General features: G+C 69.0%; 13 protein-coding genes and 1 pseudogene. 2 read left to right on the forward strand and 12 right to left on the reverse strand.

Annotated features, from left to right (window positions below):
• The first annotated feature begins 11 nt into the window (after positions 1-11).
• Together A6A27_RS44585 and A6A27_RS47795 are read left to right on the forward strand one after the other, a co-directional pair.
• Complete coding sequence (locus A6A27_RS44585; protein ID WP_073838618.1) at positions 12-1,598, forward strand: serine/threonine-protein kinase; 1,587 nt, start codon at positions 12-14, stop codon at positions 1,596-1,598.
• Entirely contained in the window at positions 1,508-1,732 is a 225-nt protein-coding gene (locus A6A27_RS47795) for an RICIN domain-containing protein (RefSeq protein WP_158074107.1), read from the forward strand. Before A6A27_RS44585 ends, A6A27_RS47795 begins: the two co-directional genes overlap by 91 nt.
• A 265-nt stretch (positions 1,733-1,997) precedes the next feature.
• On the opposite strand, the gene A6A27_RS33220 is transcribed toward A6A27_RS47795, so the two are convergent.
• The 12 genes and pseudogenes from A6A27_RS33220 to A6A27_RS33265 form a co-directional block, all read right to left on the reverse strand.
• Positions 1,998-5,345, reverse strand: a complete 3,348-nt coding sequence (locus A6A27_RS33220; RefSeq protein WP_073838619.1) for a S8 family serine peptidase — start codon at positions 5,343-5,345, stop codon at positions 1,998-2,000.
• 677 nt (positions 5,346-6,022) lie between these two features.
• Entirely contained in the window at positions 6,023-6,346 is a 324-nt protein-coding gene (locus A6A27_RS33225; protein WP_073838620.1) for a GNAT family N-acetyltransferase, read from the reverse strand.
• Positions 6,347-6,450: 104 nt separating this feature from the next.
• Positions 6,451-7,221: a pirin family protein gene (locus A6A27_RS33230; RefSeq protein WP_073838621.1), complete on the reverse strand. Its 771-nt coding sequence runs from the start codon at positions 7,219-7,221 to the stop codon at positions 6,451-6,453.
• A 34-nt stretch (positions 7,222-7,255) separates the two neighbouring features.
• Entirely contained in the window at positions 7,256-7,723 is a 468-nt protein-coding gene (locus tag A6A27_RS33235) for a Dps family protein (protein WP_073838622.1), read from the reverse strand.
• Between the two features lie 396 nt (positions 7,724-8,119).
• Positions 8,120-9,220 carry an MBL fold metallo-hydrolase gene (locus A6A27_RS33240; protein WP_073838623.1) on the reverse strand — a complete coding sequence of 367 codons (1,101 nt, stop codon included), beginning with the start codon at positions 9,218-9,220 and terminating at the stop codon, positions 8,120-8,122.
• 110 nt (positions 9,221-9,330) lie between these two features.
• The gene (locus tag A6A27_RS33245; protein ID WP_073838624.1) at positions 9,331-10,326 is read right to left on the reverse strand and encodes a zinc-dependent alcohol dehydrogenase family protein; all 996 of its coding nucleotides are present in this window, start codon (positions 10,324-10,326) and stop codon (positions 9,331-9,333) included.
• A gap of 962 nt (positions 10,327-11,288) precedes the next feature.
• Positions 11,289-11,834: a CGNR zinc finger domain-containing protein gene (locus A6A27_RS33250; RefSeq protein ID WP_073838625.1), complete on the reverse strand. Its 546-nt coding sequence runs from the start codon at positions 11,832-11,834 to the stop codon at positions 11,289-11,291.
• A 98-nt stretch (positions 11,835-11,932) separates the two neighbouring features.
• Positions 11,933-12,041 (reverse strand): annotated as a pseudogene (locus A6A27_RS43660) (IS5/IS1182 family transposase); the annotation flags it as partial.
• Positions 12,042-12,284: 243 nt separating this feature from the next.
• A complete protein-coding gene (locus A6A27_RS33255) occupies positions 12,285-13,106 on the reverse strand; it encodes a transposase (RefSeq protein WP_143194292.1) in 822 nt (273 codons plus the stop codon).
• Positions 13,096-13,659 (reverse strand): IS110 family transposase, encoded by a 564-nt coding sequence (locus A6A27_RS43665; RefSeq protein WP_143194293.1) that lies wholly within the window; start codon positions 13,657-13,659, stop codon positions 13,096-13,098. The genes A6A27_RS33255 and A6A27_RS43665 overlap by 11 nt, the downstream gene beginning before the upstream one ends.
• A 248-nt stretch (positions 13,660-13,907) precedes the next feature.
• Positions 13,908-14,171, reverse strand: a complete 264-nt coding sequence (locus tag A6A27_RS47800) for a hypothetical protein (protein WP_443190023.1) — start codon at positions 14,169-14,171, stop codon at positions 13,908-13,910.
• Positions 14,172-14,307: 136 nt separating this feature from the next.
• Positions 14,308-15,201: a hypothetical protein gene (locus A6A27_RS33265; RefSeq protein WP_241825572.1), complete on the reverse strand. Its 894-nt coding sequence runs from the start codon at positions 15,199-15,201 to the stop codon at positions 14,308-14,310.
• Between the last annotated feature and the right edge of the window lie 1,212 nt (positions 15,202-16,413).

The raw sequence follows: 16,413 nt of genomic DNA on the forward strand, positions 1-16,413 counted from the left end.
TGTGACGGCGAATGACCGACCGGCAGAAGATCGCCGGCCGTTACCAGCTTGTCGAGCTGCTCGGTCAGGGTGGCATGGGTCGTGTCTGGCGGGCATATGACGAGGTGTTACACCGAGAAGTAGCGCTCAAAGAGCTGTTGCTGCCGGACGCCGTCACCGGCACCGAGCGGAAAGCGGCACGGACACGCGCACTGCGCGAGGCGCGGACGGCGGCCCAGCTCGACCACCGCAATATCGTGCGGGTGCACGATGTAGTACTCGGCGGCGAGGACCCCTGGGTCGTGATGGAACTGGTCCGATCGCGCTCACTCGCCGGCCTGCTCCGTGAGGAGGGTCCCATCGACCCGCATCGAGCAGGATCCATTGGGCTCGATGTCCTCGCCGCGATCATGGCCGCTCACCAGGCCGGAGTCCTGCACCGAGACATCAAGCCGGCAAACGTGCTGCTGGCCGAGGACGGCCGCGCCGTCCTGACCGATTTCGGCCTCGCCATCGGTGAAGGCGACCCACGCATCACTCAGTCGGGACTGATAATGGGCTCCCCGTCATATCTGGCGCCGGAGTGGGCGACCGACGGCAGCATCGGTCCGGCCGCCGACCTGTGGTCCCTGGGCGCGACGCTGTACACCGCAGTGGAGGGACACCCACCGTACGCCCGCTCCACACCCGTCGCGACCATCGCCGCACTCGCGGTCGAACCGCCGCCACCGCCACAACGGGCGGGCATGCTGGGTCCGGCGTTGACCGGCTTGCTGCGCCGGGACCCGGCGCAGCGCATCAGCGCCGAGATCGCCGCCGAGCTGCTGACCCGCGCAGCACAGGACGGTGCCCACGAGCAGTCCTGGGTAACTGTCCCGGGCGCACAGCGGACGGTTGTCCGGATGCTGTACCCGCCGAGCACCGCCTCGCGCGACGACACCACGCCTGCTTCGACGCCTACACCGGCGGACGCTGCCAGCGCCGACGAACTGATACCCGCCGGTGTCGATATCCACGAGCCGATCACCGCCACCGATGCCGACTCCGACAACAACCTCGACAAGTCATGGCGGCTGCCGCGGCGTGCGGCGACGGGACTGGTCGCCGCGGCGGCGGTGCTCGCCGCATCGCTTCTCAGCCTCGCCGGCTTCCGGGCCGATGACCCGCAAGCCAGCGAGAACCCCGGGCCCGATCTGGCGGTGCGACCGCTCACTCCGGTGGTGCCGGCAACAGGCACCGCCCAGCCCGTTCCGACAACCCCCCCGCCGACGCCCGGACCAGCCCTTTCGAGCCAGGCGGGGGGCGGGCCGCGCAGCGCGCCACAGGCCCAACCACCGCCATCCCCGCCAACGAAGACCACTACCGCCGTGCCAGGAAGAGCGATCATCGGCATCGGCAGCTCCCGATGCATCGACGCCCAGTCCAGCAACGCTTCTGGGGGCGTCCAGCTCCGGCTGTGGGACTGCACAGGTGCTGCCCGGCAGCGGTGGACCTTTCCGGCGGACGGCACGGTTCGATCGATGGGCAAGTGCCTAACTGCGGCCAGTGGGCAACGGCGGACGGGACAAAGGTCCTGCTCGCCAGCTGCACCGGCAGCGCCGCCCAAAGGTTCGTCCTGAACGCGGCCAACGACCTCGTCTATTCGCAGGCGGACAAGTGCGTGGAAGTCAAGGACTTTGCCACCTACATCGGCGCACCGCTACAGATATGGAGTTGCAACGGCCAGGTTCACCAGAAGTGGCGCGTCGCATGATCAGCTTCCGGCCACCGTGTCCGTGCGCTGCATTGTCGTTGAGACTGCCAGTGCACCTTCCCGGTGGTGGCGGGCGACGCGGCTGCGTGAGCCGGTTCACCATGCCGTTCTCCCGGCCGGTCCGGTCGAGCCGCACCCACCGGTACACGGTGACGTAATCGACCTCCACGCTCCATCGGAAAGTCACTGGTATCGAATCGCACGACCTTGCCACCGACCGCCGTCCGGGCCCGCGGCGGGGAGACCGCGGACCCGGACGGGCGGCTCACCGCAGGCGGTACGCCTGGATGATCCGCTGGGTCACCGTGTTGCCGGCGCTGTCCCGGGCGGTGGCCCGCAGCGAGACGTACCCGGGTCCAGCGGGGTGCCAGACCACGGCCACCCAGCCGGCGCCCTGTTTGTGCAGGTCTGCCTTCCGCCAGGTCTTCCCACCGTCGTACGAGACGTCGACGGTGAGCTTGGCGACCTTGGCGGCCGGTGCGTCGGGCTGCCGTTCGACTGTCACCGGGATGGTGAAGGTCCGCCCGGTCGGGGCGCTGTTGTCCACGGCCAGCGGCGGCGCGAAGTGGACCGCCATCGCCGGCAGCCGGAGCCAGTCGTCGCCGGTGACGTGCCGGGACCGGAAGGTCCAGCTTGCCGAGACCTCGGTGCTCAGGTCGGTGAAGCCGCGAGTGGCGGAGGTCTCCACCCGGTAGCTCGCCGCGCCCGGGGGCACCTCGAACTCGCCGTACCCGCCGTTCGGCTGCTCCGCGACCAGCGTGCCGTCGCGGTAGAGCGCGGTCCGTTGGGTGTCGGTGAGCGACCCGCCGGGGTGCCCGGCGGCGTCGCTGAACAGCGGCAGCGCGACCGTGATGGTGTCGCCGTTGCGGGTGATGCCGTCTGCCGCCTGGCGCGGCGTGGGGAGGGACGGCCCGTACGGCGCGGCGTTCCAGTCCTCCCGGACCGTCCGCGCGGGCTGGTAGCCGGTCGGCCTCGAGGAGAGCGCGACCTTCGGGTTCAGCCGGCCCTCGTCGTCGCGCTCACCGAAGTCGATTTCCCCGGTCCAGCGCATCCCGGCGGTGTTGTAGTGCTCGACCCGCTGGCCGGGCACGGTGGTGGGCAGGATGATCGCCGAGCCGCCGTTGTTGAACCCGGACTCGGGGAAGACCTGCCGCTCGGCATCCAGCCCCGGATAGCCGCCGCGGAACCGCTGGACCACGGTCGCCAGGTCCCGCTGCCGGTAGTGCTTGACGTAGCCGGTCGGGAACCGGCCCGGCAGCACCTCGCTGGTCGCGTACAGGTAGGGGCTGACCGGCACCGTCACGTCGGCCCACTGGCTGCTGACCGAGGAGACGAAGCGGTCCGCCGTCGTCGTCCGGCCGAGGTGGGCGGTGGTCAGCCCCGCGAAGTCGGACGACCACAGGCCGAGGCCGAAGCCGTCGCCGTTCGGAGTGATCCAGTTCGCCGACAGGTCGATCAGCGCCGGCGTGGCGTCCCGCTGCGGGACGGTGGTTCGGACGGGCTTCGCGGTCTGGGAGTCGACGGTGAGCGTCATGTCCCTGTCCGCGGTCAGCTCCGGCTGCGCCAGCATGGTGGTGCCGGACGGCTCGCCCTGCGCGTCGGTCTCGAAGACGATGGCGGCCAGGCCGTACACGCCCTTGGGGACACGCACTTGGGCTTCGCCGTCGGCGTCGTAGACATCGATCACACGCTCGCCGTCCAGCCCGACCAGGGTGGTGAAGTAGGACTCGGGGGCGGTGCCCTTCCGGTCGTGGTGGCTGACGGTCAGCGTGTAGCTCTCCACCTCGCGGTGCACGGCCAGCGGGGTGACCGCGAGGGTGGCGCCGGAGCGGGCGACGATCCGGCCGGTCCAGTCGCCGTCCACCCCGCCGAGCCGGGTGTCCGCCGTGACGGTCACCTGTGCGGCGCCACCGGCCGGGACGCTGACCTGGGGAGCGCTCAACCGGAACATGCCGGCCGGCGCGGTGCGCCCGCCCGGCCCGGTGGCCTCGGTGCTGAGGTCCAGGGTCAGCGCGGTCGGCCCGGAGTTGCGCCAGGTGACCGTCCGCTCGATCGGCGCGTCGTCCTCGTGCGGCCAGAGCGTACGGCCGAACGACACGCTCGCCGGCTCGCTGGTCACCGACTCGGTGATGGCGTGCGCTACGTCGACCCGCCCGGCGCCCTGTTGGTACGCCGTCTGGTCCGGGTGCGGCTTCGCCGAGGCCATCAGGGTCGCCTTGAGCTGCCCGGCGACCCAGCCGGGGTGCTGCTGGGCGAGCAGCGCCGCCGCGCCGACCACGTGCGGGGTGGCCATCGAGGTGCCGGAGAGGGAGACGTACTTCTCCCCCACCGGGTCGCCGATCTGGCCGTGAGCGGCCCGGGCGGCGACGATGTCGACGCCGGGCGCGGTGATGTCCGGCTTGAGGGCGTCGTCGCCCACGCGCGGGCCACGGCTGGAGAAATCGGCCAGCGCGTCATCGCGGTCCACGGCGCCGACGGCGAGGGCGGCGTCGGCGGAGGCCGGCGACCCGACCGAGCTGTCCGAGCCGGCGTTGCCGGCCGCGGTGACGAAGAGGGTGCCGGTCTGTGCGGTCAGCGTCTGCACGGCCTGCTCCAACGGATCAATCTCCGGAGTGTCCGAACCGCCGAGGCTCATGTTGACCACGGTGGCCCGCTTCTCCACCGCGGCCCACTCCATGCCGGCCAGGACGGCCGAGTCGGGGCAGCCCTCGTTCTCACAGACCTTGCCGGAGAGCAGGGTGGCGTCCGGAGCCACGCCCCGGTACTTCCCGCCGGAGGCGGCGCCGCTGCCCGCGATGATCGATGCGACGTGGGTGCCGTGCCCGACCGTGTCGTCCGTGTCAGGGGCCGCGCTGAAGTTGCGCGACTCGGCGACCCGGCCGGCCAGGTCGGGGTGGGTGACGTCGACGCCAGTGTCCAGCACGGCGACGGTGACACCCTTGCCGGTGAAGCCGGCGGCATAGGCAGCCGGCGCACCGATCTGCGGCACACTGTGGTCCAGCGTGACCTTCCGCCTGCCGTCGAGCCAGATCCGGTCGACACCCCCCATCGCGTCGGGCCGGGCGCCGGACCGCCCGGCCGTCAGGGTCCGCCAGACCGCGCCGGCGTCAACCTTCGCCGCGGTGAGGGCCGCGCCGCCGATCGCGGGCAGGTCGCGGGTCACCCGGGTGCCGGCGACCGCGGCGGCACTTCGGGCCCGTCCCTTCTGGTAGGACACCAGCAGCGGAAGCGTGTCGCGCCGGGCGTCGTCGTAGCCAGACGAGACCAGCTCGGTGACGTCGAAGAGCCGCCGGTCGACCCGGCCGGAGCGGATCAGCGGCAGCGCGTCCCGCGGCACCACGCTGAGGTGGCCACGGTCCCGGCCGACCAGGAACTCGATGCCGGTTCGACCCGGTGCGGGCCGCACGGCGGCCTTGCCGGTGGCGGTGACGGTGACCCGGTCACCGGTGAGCAGGGTGACGGTGACCGGACGACCGCTCGTCGCATATCCGGGCCGGTCAGCGGGCTGGCCGGTCGGCGTCGCGGCGGGACCAGCGGCCGCTGCCGCTGGCGCGCTGAGCACGAGGGCGCCAACGAGGCCGAGGCCGGCCAGTTTCCTTCTCTTTCGGAACAACCTTTCCTCCTTCGAGAGGCCTTCATCGATGGGAGCCATATCGATGCGCAGCGCCAGCATTGCATACCGGGTATGCACGCGGAATCACGGGGCCGACAGATTCCCGCTCGGCCCCGAGCATGATTTGTCGATAACCTCCGTTAAGGACCGCATGCTCGCGGGCGAGCTCTGACGCCTCTGGCCAGATCGCGATGCCCGGAAGACGCGGTCCGAGATGGGCACGCCAGGCGCGGCAGGGGCTCCGCTGGAGCGCCTGCGGCTCGAACGCAACGCCTCGCCCCTACGCCGCTCTCAGCGCGTGGCGCCGAGAGCCCCAATCGATGGCGTCTGTACGAGTGCTACGCGGTGGCCTCATCGGGAGCCACCAGGGTGATGAGCTCCCGTGACCTCGCACGATTGCTGGTGTCCGAGGGGGATCGATGCGCGTTATGAGTGCGCATGCGCTGATACCACATGCCTTACCTGCGGTAACGGACAGCGTGGCGGTTGCAGGCTGGCCTGTCGGCGCCCGGGCGCCAGCGTCTCGTCACTGCCGACCGGGCGCGTCCGGATGCCGATTTCGCTGCGATCAGGCAGGTGGTTGGCACTGCGCAGCCCTGGGGGGCGGGAGGCCACGCACATGGTTGGTCGACGCGCGGTGGGCGATGCGGGAGCCGCTGTTGGCGGCGTCGACCGGGTCAGTCGGAATCTGCCTGCGTCCTTGACCGTCCGGCTGACGGGTCCTGGATCAGATCCGCGTAGTCTTCCGGGTGCCGGTGGACGAACTGCGCGACGAACGAGCACGCCGGGAGCACTGAGAGCTGCTTGCGGCGTGCGTCGTCGAGCGCGCTGCGGATCAGCGCGCTCGCCACGCCCTTGCCCTGGTATCCGTCGAAGGTCTGGGTGTGGGTGAAGACGACGGTGTCGTCGGCTGACAGGTACTCGGCGATCGCCGCGAGTTGGCCGTCGACCCTGGCCTCGTACCGTCGACGTTCGGGTACGTCGGTGATGCTGACATCCACCTGTGCTGGTCTCCTTGGTAGCGGGTGGGAGCGTCTTCGTCGGCCAGTTGCCGGGTCCTGGTTCTCGTCCACGTCCGGCGGGGCTGGTGGGAACACCGCGGCCGTCAGCTCTCGTCGGATAGGGAGGCGTGCATCTCCCAGACCAGGATCTCCGCGGGGTCCACGGCGGTCACGAGCTGCCCGCCGGTGGCGGTGAATCGCACGGCGTCACCGGTGGCCAGGGGCCCGGAACCTTCCAGCCGCACCGTGCCGCGGGGCACGAACAGGTGCAGGAAGGGCGCGTCGGGCAGCTGGACGCTCTGCCCGGGCTGTAGTCGAGCGGCGTGCAGCGCGGCGTACCGGTTCCTGATGCGGATCGCGGCCGACCCGTCGTGCCGGTCCATTCCTGAGGCCACCGGGACGAGGCGGCCCGAGAGCAGCTCGTCGCCGATCTCCAGCTGCTCGTAGCCGGGCGTGATGCCGGACTCGTCGGGGACGACCCACATCTGAACGAAGTGCACGTCCTCGTGGGGCCGGTCGGTCTCCAGCCGGTAGGCGTCGTTCTTCTCGCTGTGCAGGATGCCGCGGCCGGCGCTCATCCGCTGGGCCAGGCCCGGGTAGATGACGCCGCTGTGGCCCGTCGAGTCCTGGTGCACCAGTGCGCCCCGCATCACCCAGGTGACGATCTCCATGTCCTGGTGCGGGTGGGTCTCGAACCCGGTGCCCGGGCGGACGATGTCGTCGTTGTTGACCAGCAGCAGCCCGTGGTGGGTGTTGGCCGGGTCGTAGTGCCGGCCGAAGGAGAACGAGTGCTTGCTGTCCAGCCAGGCGATGTCGGTCTTGAATCGGTCGCTGGCGCGGCGGATGTCGGTGCGCGGGGTGAGCAACGTGGTCATGACGGCCTCCTTCCGGGTCGGGCGACAGCCGAGTTCAGCGTTGGGCGCGGAACAGCCAGTGCTGCTGTTCGACGGCGGCGGTGATCCCGATCAGCAGGTCCTGTGAGATCGGGTCGGCGGCAGCGGTGTCGGTCACTGCCTGGCGCAGCGTGCGGGTCAGGGCGAACAGGGCGTCGATCATGATCTCGACCGCGGTGCCCTCCTCGATGTCGCCGTGCTCGAGGGTGGGCAGCGCCGACTGGTCGGCCACCGTGGCGGCGCGGCCGTCCGGGTTGAAGCCGACGGCGACGGCCCGCTCGGCCACCTCGTCGGCGGACCGGCGGGCGAGGTCGGCAAGTTCGTCGAGCTGCAGGTGCAGGCTGCGGAAGTGCGGGCCGGTGAGATTCCAGTGTGCCTGCTTGGCCAGCAGGCCCAGGTTGATCAGATCGGCCAGCGTCTGTTGCAACGCCTCACCGGTGACCTTGCGGTCCGCCGAGTCCAGGATTCCGTCGATCACGGCCATGGCTTTTCTCCTGTCAGGTGGAGGGATGGGGTGATGTGGCGGGTCGGCCGGCCGGCGCCGTTGCCGGGCCGGCCGTTGCCGCACGGTGTCAGGTCAGGCGGTGGTTCGCAGGATCGCTTCGCGGATCACCGCAGTAGCCCTTCGATGCGACAGCATCACCATGTACGAGGAGTTGATCCCGATCGGGGGCATCCCCGCCCGGTGGTCTTTCCCCGCCGGGAACCGGTGTCCCGCCGGCGGTCGTCAGCTAGACCGCCGGCAGGACGCCGAAAACCCCGCAAACATCGCATCGACTGTAGGCTGCGGGGAAGTCCGGACGCCCCGTGCCTGCCGACGCCGACCAATTCACAGGCGGGCACGAGAACTTCATCGGAGGTGGGCGGACGGCCGGTGTGGTCAGGGGTGGATGCCGAGGGGGCGGAGCACGCCCCAGTCGATGCGCAGCGACTCGAACAGGACCAACGCGTGCGACTCGGTGAAGACGTCGACCCCGGCCAGCTTTCCGGTGTATTTGGCGACCACCGGCGCCGAGGTCTGCCGTACCGCTTCCTTGAAGTACTCGTTGACCATGCCCCACGGGTTGCCCTGCGTGCCGTAGCGCAGGTAGTACGGAGTGATGTCGAGGGTGTCGAGCACCGCCCGGGCGCTCGCCTGCAGGTCGGCAATGTACCGCCGTTGGAGTTCACCGTCTTCGCGGGTACCCAGACGGCCGATGTGTCCACCGACGAGGGTCTTCCAGGGGTAGCTCATCGCCACGTCCTGCGCGTGGATCCAGGCAGGAATGTTCTGTGCCACGGCGAGGTTCAGGAATGGTGTCCATCCGGGGAAGAGGACGTCGGCCACCATCAGCGTCCGGTACTCGGGGGCGTAGATGAAGATGTTGTCGGGCGAGTGGTTCGGCCCGTGGTGGGCCAGCTCCAGCCGTTCGCCGCCGACCTCAAGCACCAAGCGGTCTTCGAACGTGGTGGTCGGCAGCGGGCGGTTGGGATCGTTCGCGAACTTGAGCAGGCTGCGGGTCTCGGCGTGCGCGATCCGCTCCACGCGCGAAAACAGGCCAGCGGCGCTGATGTGATCAGCGTGGTAGTGCGAGTAGATGATGTGGGTGACCCGGCTCGGTCTGCCGTTGGCGCGGGTGACATCCTCGATGGCGCGCATCAGGTTGTGGCCGATGCCGGGCGGGGCGTCGACCAGCACGACCCCCTTGCGCGTGGTGAGAAACATCGTCTGGTAGATGGAATCGGTCACCCAGAAAAGATTCTCGCCGATTTGGCCGACGTAGTACCCGTTCGCGTTGAGCGCCGGGCCGAGTGCGTCGGGAGGAATGGGTGCGTAGTCGGGCAGCCCGTCGGTTGTTCCCGTCGCGGCGGCCCGCGCCCCCGAACCGTCGAGCAGGACAGCGCCGGCGGGAACGGCCATGGCCCCGAGGGCCGCGTACCGCAGGATCTTGCGGCGGTCCAGAGCTGGTGTGTTTCCCGTCTGCGGGAATTCAGGCGTCATGAGAGGTTCCTCCAGCTGAGCGAGTGGTGATCGATCGGGGCCGCCGCCAATCGACGCATCGTGCTACCAGGCCGGGATGCGTCGATCGGCGACGGCGTAGAAGTGGTTCCCTACGCGTCCTGGCCGGGAACGAACAGGACCTTGCCGGAGCGGCCCTGCTGCCCTGCGTGGGCCAGCGCCTCCCGGTACTGGCGTAGCGGATAGGTGGCCTCGACCGTTGCGCTGATCACGCGCTGGGCCACGAGTTCCGCCAGTTCGGTGTAGATCCGCTCGAGATCGTTGCGCGGGGTCTGCTGAATCCAGTTGAGGATGTAGAACGAACGCAGGGAGATCCCCCGGTAGATGAGGTCGCCGAGCGGCAGGACGGGCGGCTGACCGGTGACCGCCGCGTAGGTGACGACCGTGCCGCCGTCCTCGACCGCGCGGACCAGTTCGCCGAGGTCCTGCGCGCCGCCGTCGAACAGGACCCGCAGCTTCGCCCCGGCGAGGGCCTCGGCGATCCGGTCGCCCAGGTTCTCCCCTGCGACAACTGCCAGGTCTGCGCCGAGGGCCTGGACCTGCTTGGCCGCATCGTCCCGGCGCACGATGGCGAGGGTCTTGATGCCGGCCCGCTTGGCCAGGGCGATGACGAACTGGCCGACGCCGGAGTTGGCGAGGCTCAGCCCGATCCAGTCGCCGGGCTTGAGCGCGACGTAGTCGTGGAGCAGGGCGTACGCGGTGGCCGGGTTGACCGGCAGCATGGCCAGTTGCTTCGGGTCGGCGTCGTCGGTGACGGGGATGACGTTGCGGGCGGGGACGACGACCTTGTCCGCCCAGGTGCCCTGGACGAAGGTCGGCAGAATGATGACTCGCCGTCCGATCAGTGTCTGGTCGGCTTCGGGTCCGGCCTGCAGGACGCGACCGGCGCCCTCGGCGCCCAGCGCGTTGGGGACCTGCGGGTACACACCGAACCAGCCGAGCATGAACAGCTGGTCGGCCGGGTTGATCGGGGCGGCCTCGACCTCGACGAGGACGTCCCCGCCGCCGACGGTCAGTTGTTGCTCGTTGTCCAGCCGGACGGTCTCGGCGGGGTCGCCACCGACGGCGGTGAGGATGAGCTTGCTCATGGGTTGCTCCTACTTCGAACGAAGGTCTGAACAGAAGTCGCGTGTAATCGTCGACTTCCAATGACCATTACACATGCCCTCGCCGACAGTGTAAAGGTCTTTGAGATTTAGACCATGTTGTGCTGGTCGGAGTGTCTACCGTTGGTGGATGGGGGACCACGTCGGCGCTGATGGTGATCGACGGGAAGGCCTTGTCCACGATTGCTCTGCTCATCGCGCAGATGCGCCACCTGGCGGGCATAGAAGACGAAGCCGTAGACCGTCTTCACGTGCAGCTGTAGTGGGCGATCTTGCTACTGCCGGTCATGCCCGGCGAGTAGCCCACGCGCCGCAGCACGAGGTTCGGTGGGAGCGTCACCGCCAAGCGCTGCCCCGTCTGCCCGCCCTCGATCGCAAGGACCGTCAGCCGCAGTTAGGCGACGTCGATCAGTATCTTCACGACCGCCCCGAGCTTGAAATCGGCCTTGCCGGTCTCGATGCTGCTCATGCCCATCACTCCTTGACCTTTCAGCGGAATCGCCGTCGATCACGAGCGTGCGCCACGACCCAGACCCGTCGCACCAGGGAACACCCTGGCTCCTGGCGTGACCCGTGCACTGGGGTACACCCGACCTCCACACGCCCCGGGGACACATCGTTGCGAGCCCGGCCGACCACTCGGCCCGCGTCCTAGCGCCCGTGACCGGCCCGTGGACCCACGGGCGCGCGGGGCCGGTGGCGCTGATCGTGAGAGGGCAAGCCCGCCCAAGGAGGCCCGCGATGACCACAACGCCCTGATTCGGCGCCTTGCGATCCGGGCCAATCAGCCGCGCATCGGCAGGCCTTCGCTCTTGCGGCGATCGAACGCCCTTGCGGCTGGTCCGCAGGGGTTCCGACATAGGATATGGATCGACCCAGCAGTCTTCTGCTCGGCATCGACACCCAGTGGCCACGACCGGCGCGGCCTCGGCTAAGCCCGCACGTTAGTCCGTTTCGGCGCGGAGGCGAGCGCGAGACCGGTACCGCGCGACGTTGTGCTTGTTGCCGCAGATCTCGTAGGAGTGCCACCGCTGGGTGCGGCTCCGGCTGGTGTCATAGAACACCGAACTGCACACGTCGTTGGCGCACAGCCGCATCCGGGTCCACTGACCAGAGGCGATGAGCTCGGCAGTGAGCCGTGCGACGCGGCCAACGAGCGGGTCGCCGGTGACCTGCTCCAGGCTCACCCGGGCCGGCGCCGCGTACTGTTGCTGGTACGTCACACCAGACGTTCGGGCGGTGAAGGCGGCCCAGAACGGTGCGGGGTCCTCGCCGTCGTGCTCGGCCGTGAGCACCGCCATCAGGTCGGCCCGCAGGGCGCGCAGCTCTGCCAACTGTGCGGCGGAGACCCCGATGCCGGCGTGACCGAGCCGGCGGAGCACCTCTGTGGCGTGCTCGGGAGAGTCGAGCTTCTCCGCGTGGATGGCGTGGGCCCGCGAGTTCAGCAGCGCGATCAGCGTCGTCGCCTCCGGCGGGACCGTGGAACTCATCCCCTCACTGTACCCGCGACATGAGCCAAATCCCAAAGATCTTTACAGAGCGCCAAGACCTAACAGCTTGCGTAATGCTCTTCAACATAGAGCCATTTTCATCCTGCGTGGCGGGTCGCTTCGACGTGGTGCAGGGACGAGGATGGCCTGCACGATCGCGGTGGCGCGGCGCAGGCAGCGGCGTAGCTTGGCCAGGATCTTCCAGACCTCCGATCGCTGAGACGAAACTCGGACACCTTGGCCACGTGTGCGGCAGCGTCCCGGCGGAGCCGGGACATGCGGTTTCCGGGCGTGGTGACGGGGCTTGCCGGGGTGCGGCAGGGTGCGGCAAGCTGGGTGCTGGTGGGAAGAGCGACCACGTTGTCGCCCCTTGCGGGGGGCTGACCTTTCGCCGGAAACGGCCTTGTCGGCGCTCTTCCCGCCTCTATGTGTGCGCTGATGGTGGGCCTTTCAGGCGGCGGCCTCACCGCTTTCGCCGTTGCCGGGACTCCCGCTGTTCGGGTGGTCGCTGTCGTGGTCGGCGAGGATGATCTTCTTGCCGGACACGGCTTCGAGTTGGGCGATCAGCCGCCGGGTGTGGGCTTGCGGGTCGACGCGGCGGGTGTAGTAGTCGTGGCCGAGGTCGGTGTAGGTGTTTCCGGTGGCCAGGACGGTCCAGATGACCTTGATGAGGGTATGGGCGACGGCGAAGGCGGCTTTCTTGGCGGCGGTCTTGTTTGCCCGGCCGCCGAAGCGGCGGTGTAGCCGGTGGAACCTTGCCCCGATGCGGGTGCGGGTCCGGGACGCGGCCAGAGCGGCTTCGATGAGGATCGACTGGACGTGGGTGTTGCCCTTGCGGTGCCGGGCCCTGCGACGCTGGCCGGCGGACTCGTTGTTTCCCGGTGCGAGTCCGGCCCAGGCGGCCAGATGCTTCGCCGACGGGAACCGGCTCATGTCCACACCGATCTCGCTGATGATCACTGCCGCGACCCGGTCGCCGATGCCGGGAATGGTGGTCAACAGCCGGACCTGTGCGGCGAACGGCGCGACCAGCCCGGACGGCTCGACGGCAGGCCGCCGACTGCTGCCGGGACGGCCGGTGTGGCCGATCTTCTCCTTGACCTGGCTGATCATCTCGTCGAGGTGATCAAGCCGGGCCAGGTGGAACCCGATCATCTGACCGTGATGGGCGGTGAACCGGCCGGCCAGGGCCAACCGCAGATCCTCGGTCTTGTTCCGCAGCACCCCGCAGGCCAGCCCGGCCAACACGTGCGGGTCACGCTCACCGGCCACCAAAAGCGTCCAGCATCGACCGGCCCGACACCCCGAACGTGTCCGAGGCGACCATGTCCAGCTTGATCCCGGCTGCTTCCAGAACTTTAAGTAGCCGCTGTTTCTCCCGGCTGCGTTCCTCGGTCAGCTTCGTCTGATACCGGGTCAGATCCCGAATCCGGCGGATGTCGTCCGGCGGCAGGAAACTGCCCCGCAGCAGCCCGACCTCCAACAGCCGGGCCAGCCACTGCGAGTCCTTCACATCCGTCTTACGACCCGGCACCGCTTTGACGTGCGCGGCGTTGACCACGTCAACCGCCATGCCCGACCCGCCGGCCTCCCGTAACGCGGAGTACACCGGCCACCAGTACGGGCCGGTCGACTCCATCGCCACCCGCGTCACCTGCTGTTCGGCCAGCCAGGCCGCCATCACCAACAGGTCCGCGTAAAACGTGCGGAACGTCCTGGTCTTCTCCCGCCGCACCGTACGCCGCGGATCCGGGATACGCACACTCACCGTCACCTGTCGCTTATGCACATCGATCCCCGCGACGTGCGAATACAACACTTCCACACGAACCCCTTCGTCCCGACCGGCTCAACCCGGGACGGCATCGCTCGCAGAGTCCGTCACAGACTCATGACACTGAGACACGTGCACGGGGGCAACAACCTGGGATACCAGGGACGGACTCCCACACCATTCTCCAAATCAGGCACCGCAAGGGCACCAAGCGGAACCGGCGACGGCGAGCGACACCGCCGACCGAGTTTCACCCACCTGTGGGTGGCCCCGCCAGGGGCCATGGGTTTCTCCAAAGGTCAAGCGGGGGCTGGGGTTCGGGTGGGGAATGCCTTGGTCTCGTCGTAGAGCTGGCGTGTTGTGAGGCATTGATGTAGGCAGCCGATGAGCCGGTTGAAGAGGTGGCGTAGGGCGGCGGCGTGGCGGTCGGCGTGGACGCTGATCTGCCCGCATCGGCCGGCCCGCTCGGCCAGTTCCAGTACCGGCACGAGGCCCGCGTGCGACACGATGGTCTCCTCGTCGAACGCCGCGCCGTCCGCGCGCCAGGCATGAGATCGTTGCACCGAGAGTGCCCTTCCAAGCCGCGAAGGTCAGGTCTTAGACAAACCCGATCATCGCAGCCTAGAAGGGCACTCTCGTCATCTACACGCCAACTCGGACGCCTGTTGCAAGCCGACCCGATCCGCGGATCGTGGCTCACTACCTGCCGTTCAGGTGCGCAACCAGAAGGTTCGGATCCTGACGCGAGAAGTACGCGGCACTGGTCACGTAGACGGTGTGCCCGTCGATGGCGACGGCGGTCGGCTGCTGCAGCCCGTCGGCACCGGTCAGCACTGTGCTGGAGGTGCCGTCCGGCGTGATCAGCACGACCTCGTTGGCACCGACGTTTGCGGCGAGCACTGAGTCACCGGCGAACGCGAAGTCGTCGATCCCGGGCGCCCCGGTGAACCGCGTCTCTACCCGGCCGGCATGCCGCCCGAGCGGGATTCGCAGCAACGTGCCGCGGTCTCGGTTGGATGTCCACACGGCACCGTCGTGCACCTTGAGACCGTTGGCGCCGAACAAGGTGGTCGGCGCGAGCTCCGGCGCAGCCGACCAGACGACGGGGATACCGCCACCCGACGGGGCCCGCCAGAGGATCCCGCGCGACGAATCCGCCACGTAGATGTCACCGGTGCGCTGGTCGACGTCGATCCCGTTCGGGAAGCTGGCTGCCGTCAGCGGGATCACCCGTTCCGGCTTCTCACCGGGACGGATACGCCACACGCCGGTAAGGTCGTCGCCGCCTGCGGCGTAGCCGACGTAGAGGCTACCGTCAGTCCCGCGGGCGATCCCGGTGGCGATCGCGACACCGATCCCCGGGGTGTTCACCCCGCCGTCGTCAGGTGCCGGCAGGGTCGCCAGCACACGCCGTCGGCCATCGTTGCCGATCCGCACCACCTGGAAGCTGCCAGCGAACACCAGGTCGACCCCACCCGGCTCGACCAGAATGTTCTCAGGCTGCTGACCCGCGGCCACATCGAAATGCGCGACGATCCGTGCATGGGACAGCGGCCTCGAGGCCGCCGAGGCCGGGACGGCCGAGCCGAACACCGCCGCGGCGGCCAGAACGGCGGCAGTGAGACCTCTCTTGGACATGTTGATCCCTTCCGCAACCAAGTAATGGTCGTTAGTCCGGCGGCGATTACTTTCTATCAGCTCTCGGCCCTAGCTGCAACGCACAAAGTGATGAGCACCACCGCGCCTGGTAGGAGAAGATCGCCGAGGAGACCAGCCGCCAGCAAGCCCCCGGAAGCTGGCGCCAGCAGCATCCGCCGGCCGTAGCCGTCGGCTCGACTCGTCAGCGCTGGAGGGATCTGGTGCGACATGAGTCAGGCGGGTCGCAGTTGGTCGCCGAGTTCTTCGACATCGGATTGTCCCGCTCGCTACCGCGGAAGCGCCGCCGTGAGGCGTCCCGCCCTCTCGCCGCTCCGCGACCCACGCCGCGGCTTCGACGCTGTGATAATGGGTGAGCCACAGCGCGCCTTCTACGGCAACCAGTTCGGCCTCACCTTCCCGTGTTCGAGCACTACGGTGTCGCGCTGTGAGTGCCCGAGGTTGGCGGAGCCGTCGACCTGGGCAGCGACGCCCACGACCTCGTCATGACCCTCTACGGCCGGCATGAGCAAGGGCGAGCGCAACCGCATCAAGGTACGAGTACGCAGCGCCACGGCCGCCCAAGCGTCCCTGGTCAGCTTTGTGATCCTGAGTCGGATTGGGTTTCCGGGATCGTTTCCCACCGTGGTGGGCAGGCGTGGGCGTGCAAGTGGAATCCCGCGCCCGGTGCGGCTCCTCGTGCGACGGTGGGTGTGCTGATCATGTTCATGCCCTGGGTTGGTGGGCCGCGCGGGGCAGTCTTATCCGGTCCGTTGGTGCGTATCCCTCCGGACGCTTGCCCGCTCGGCTGTGGGGCCGGGCGGGGGAGGGTGTCCTGCGTCGCCTGGGCGCGGGGCGTGATGGTTTGTGCCGGGTGGGGCCGGTCTTCGACCGGTCCGTGCGGCTGGCCTTAGCCTCCGTCTTTCGCTAAGCCCGTCAGTCATCGCTGTTGATCGATGTGGCTGGTGTTCGGCGGGTGGGCGGGGTTTCGGGCATGGTGAGGGCCCGGCGCGGAGCCGGGTTCCTCCGGGGTGTTCGTCGGAATACGGGGTGCGGGGTCAGCCGGCGGGTCGGGGCAGGGCGGCGAGCCGGCTGAATGCGGTGACCAGGGAGTTCTTCCAGGGCCAGTGGTCGGCGATGGCCAGGCGGGTTTGTCGGGCGGTGCGGGTG

It is taken from the genome of Micromonospora sp. CB01531 (assembly GCF_001905095.1).
Taxonomy (GTDB): Bacteria; Actinomycetota; Actinomycetes; order Mycobacteriales; family Micromonosporaceae; genus Micromonospora.

What these genes read in the sequence shown, in the direction of transcription:
- A6A27_RS44585 (WP_073838618.1), top strand. Translation starts at nt 12, where the DNA reads ATGACCGACCGGCAGAAGATCGCCGGCCGTTACCAGCTTGTCGAGCTG.
- A6A27_RS33230 (WP_073838621.1), bottom strand. Translation starts at nt 7,221, where the DNA reads ATGACCACGTTGCTCACCCCGCGCACCGACATCCGCCGCGCCAGCGAC.
- A6A27_RS33235 (WP_073838622.1), bottom strand. Translation starts at nt 7,723, where the DNA reads ATGGCCGTGATCGACGGAATCCTGGACTCGGCGGACCGCAAGGTCACC.
- A6A27_RS33240 (WP_073838623.1), bottom strand. Translation starts at nt 9,220, where the DNA reads ATGACGCCTGAATTCCCGCAGACGGGAAACACACCAGCTCTGGACCGC.
- A6A27_RS33245 (WP_073838624.1), bottom strand. Translation starts at nt 10,326, where the DNA reads ATGAGCAAGCTCATCCTCACCGCCGTCGGTGGCGACCCCGCCGAGACC.
- A6A27_RS33250 (WP_073838625.1), bottom strand. Translation starts at nt 11,834, where the DNA reads ATGAGTTCCACGGTCCCGCCGGAGGCGACGACGCTGATCGCGCTGCTG.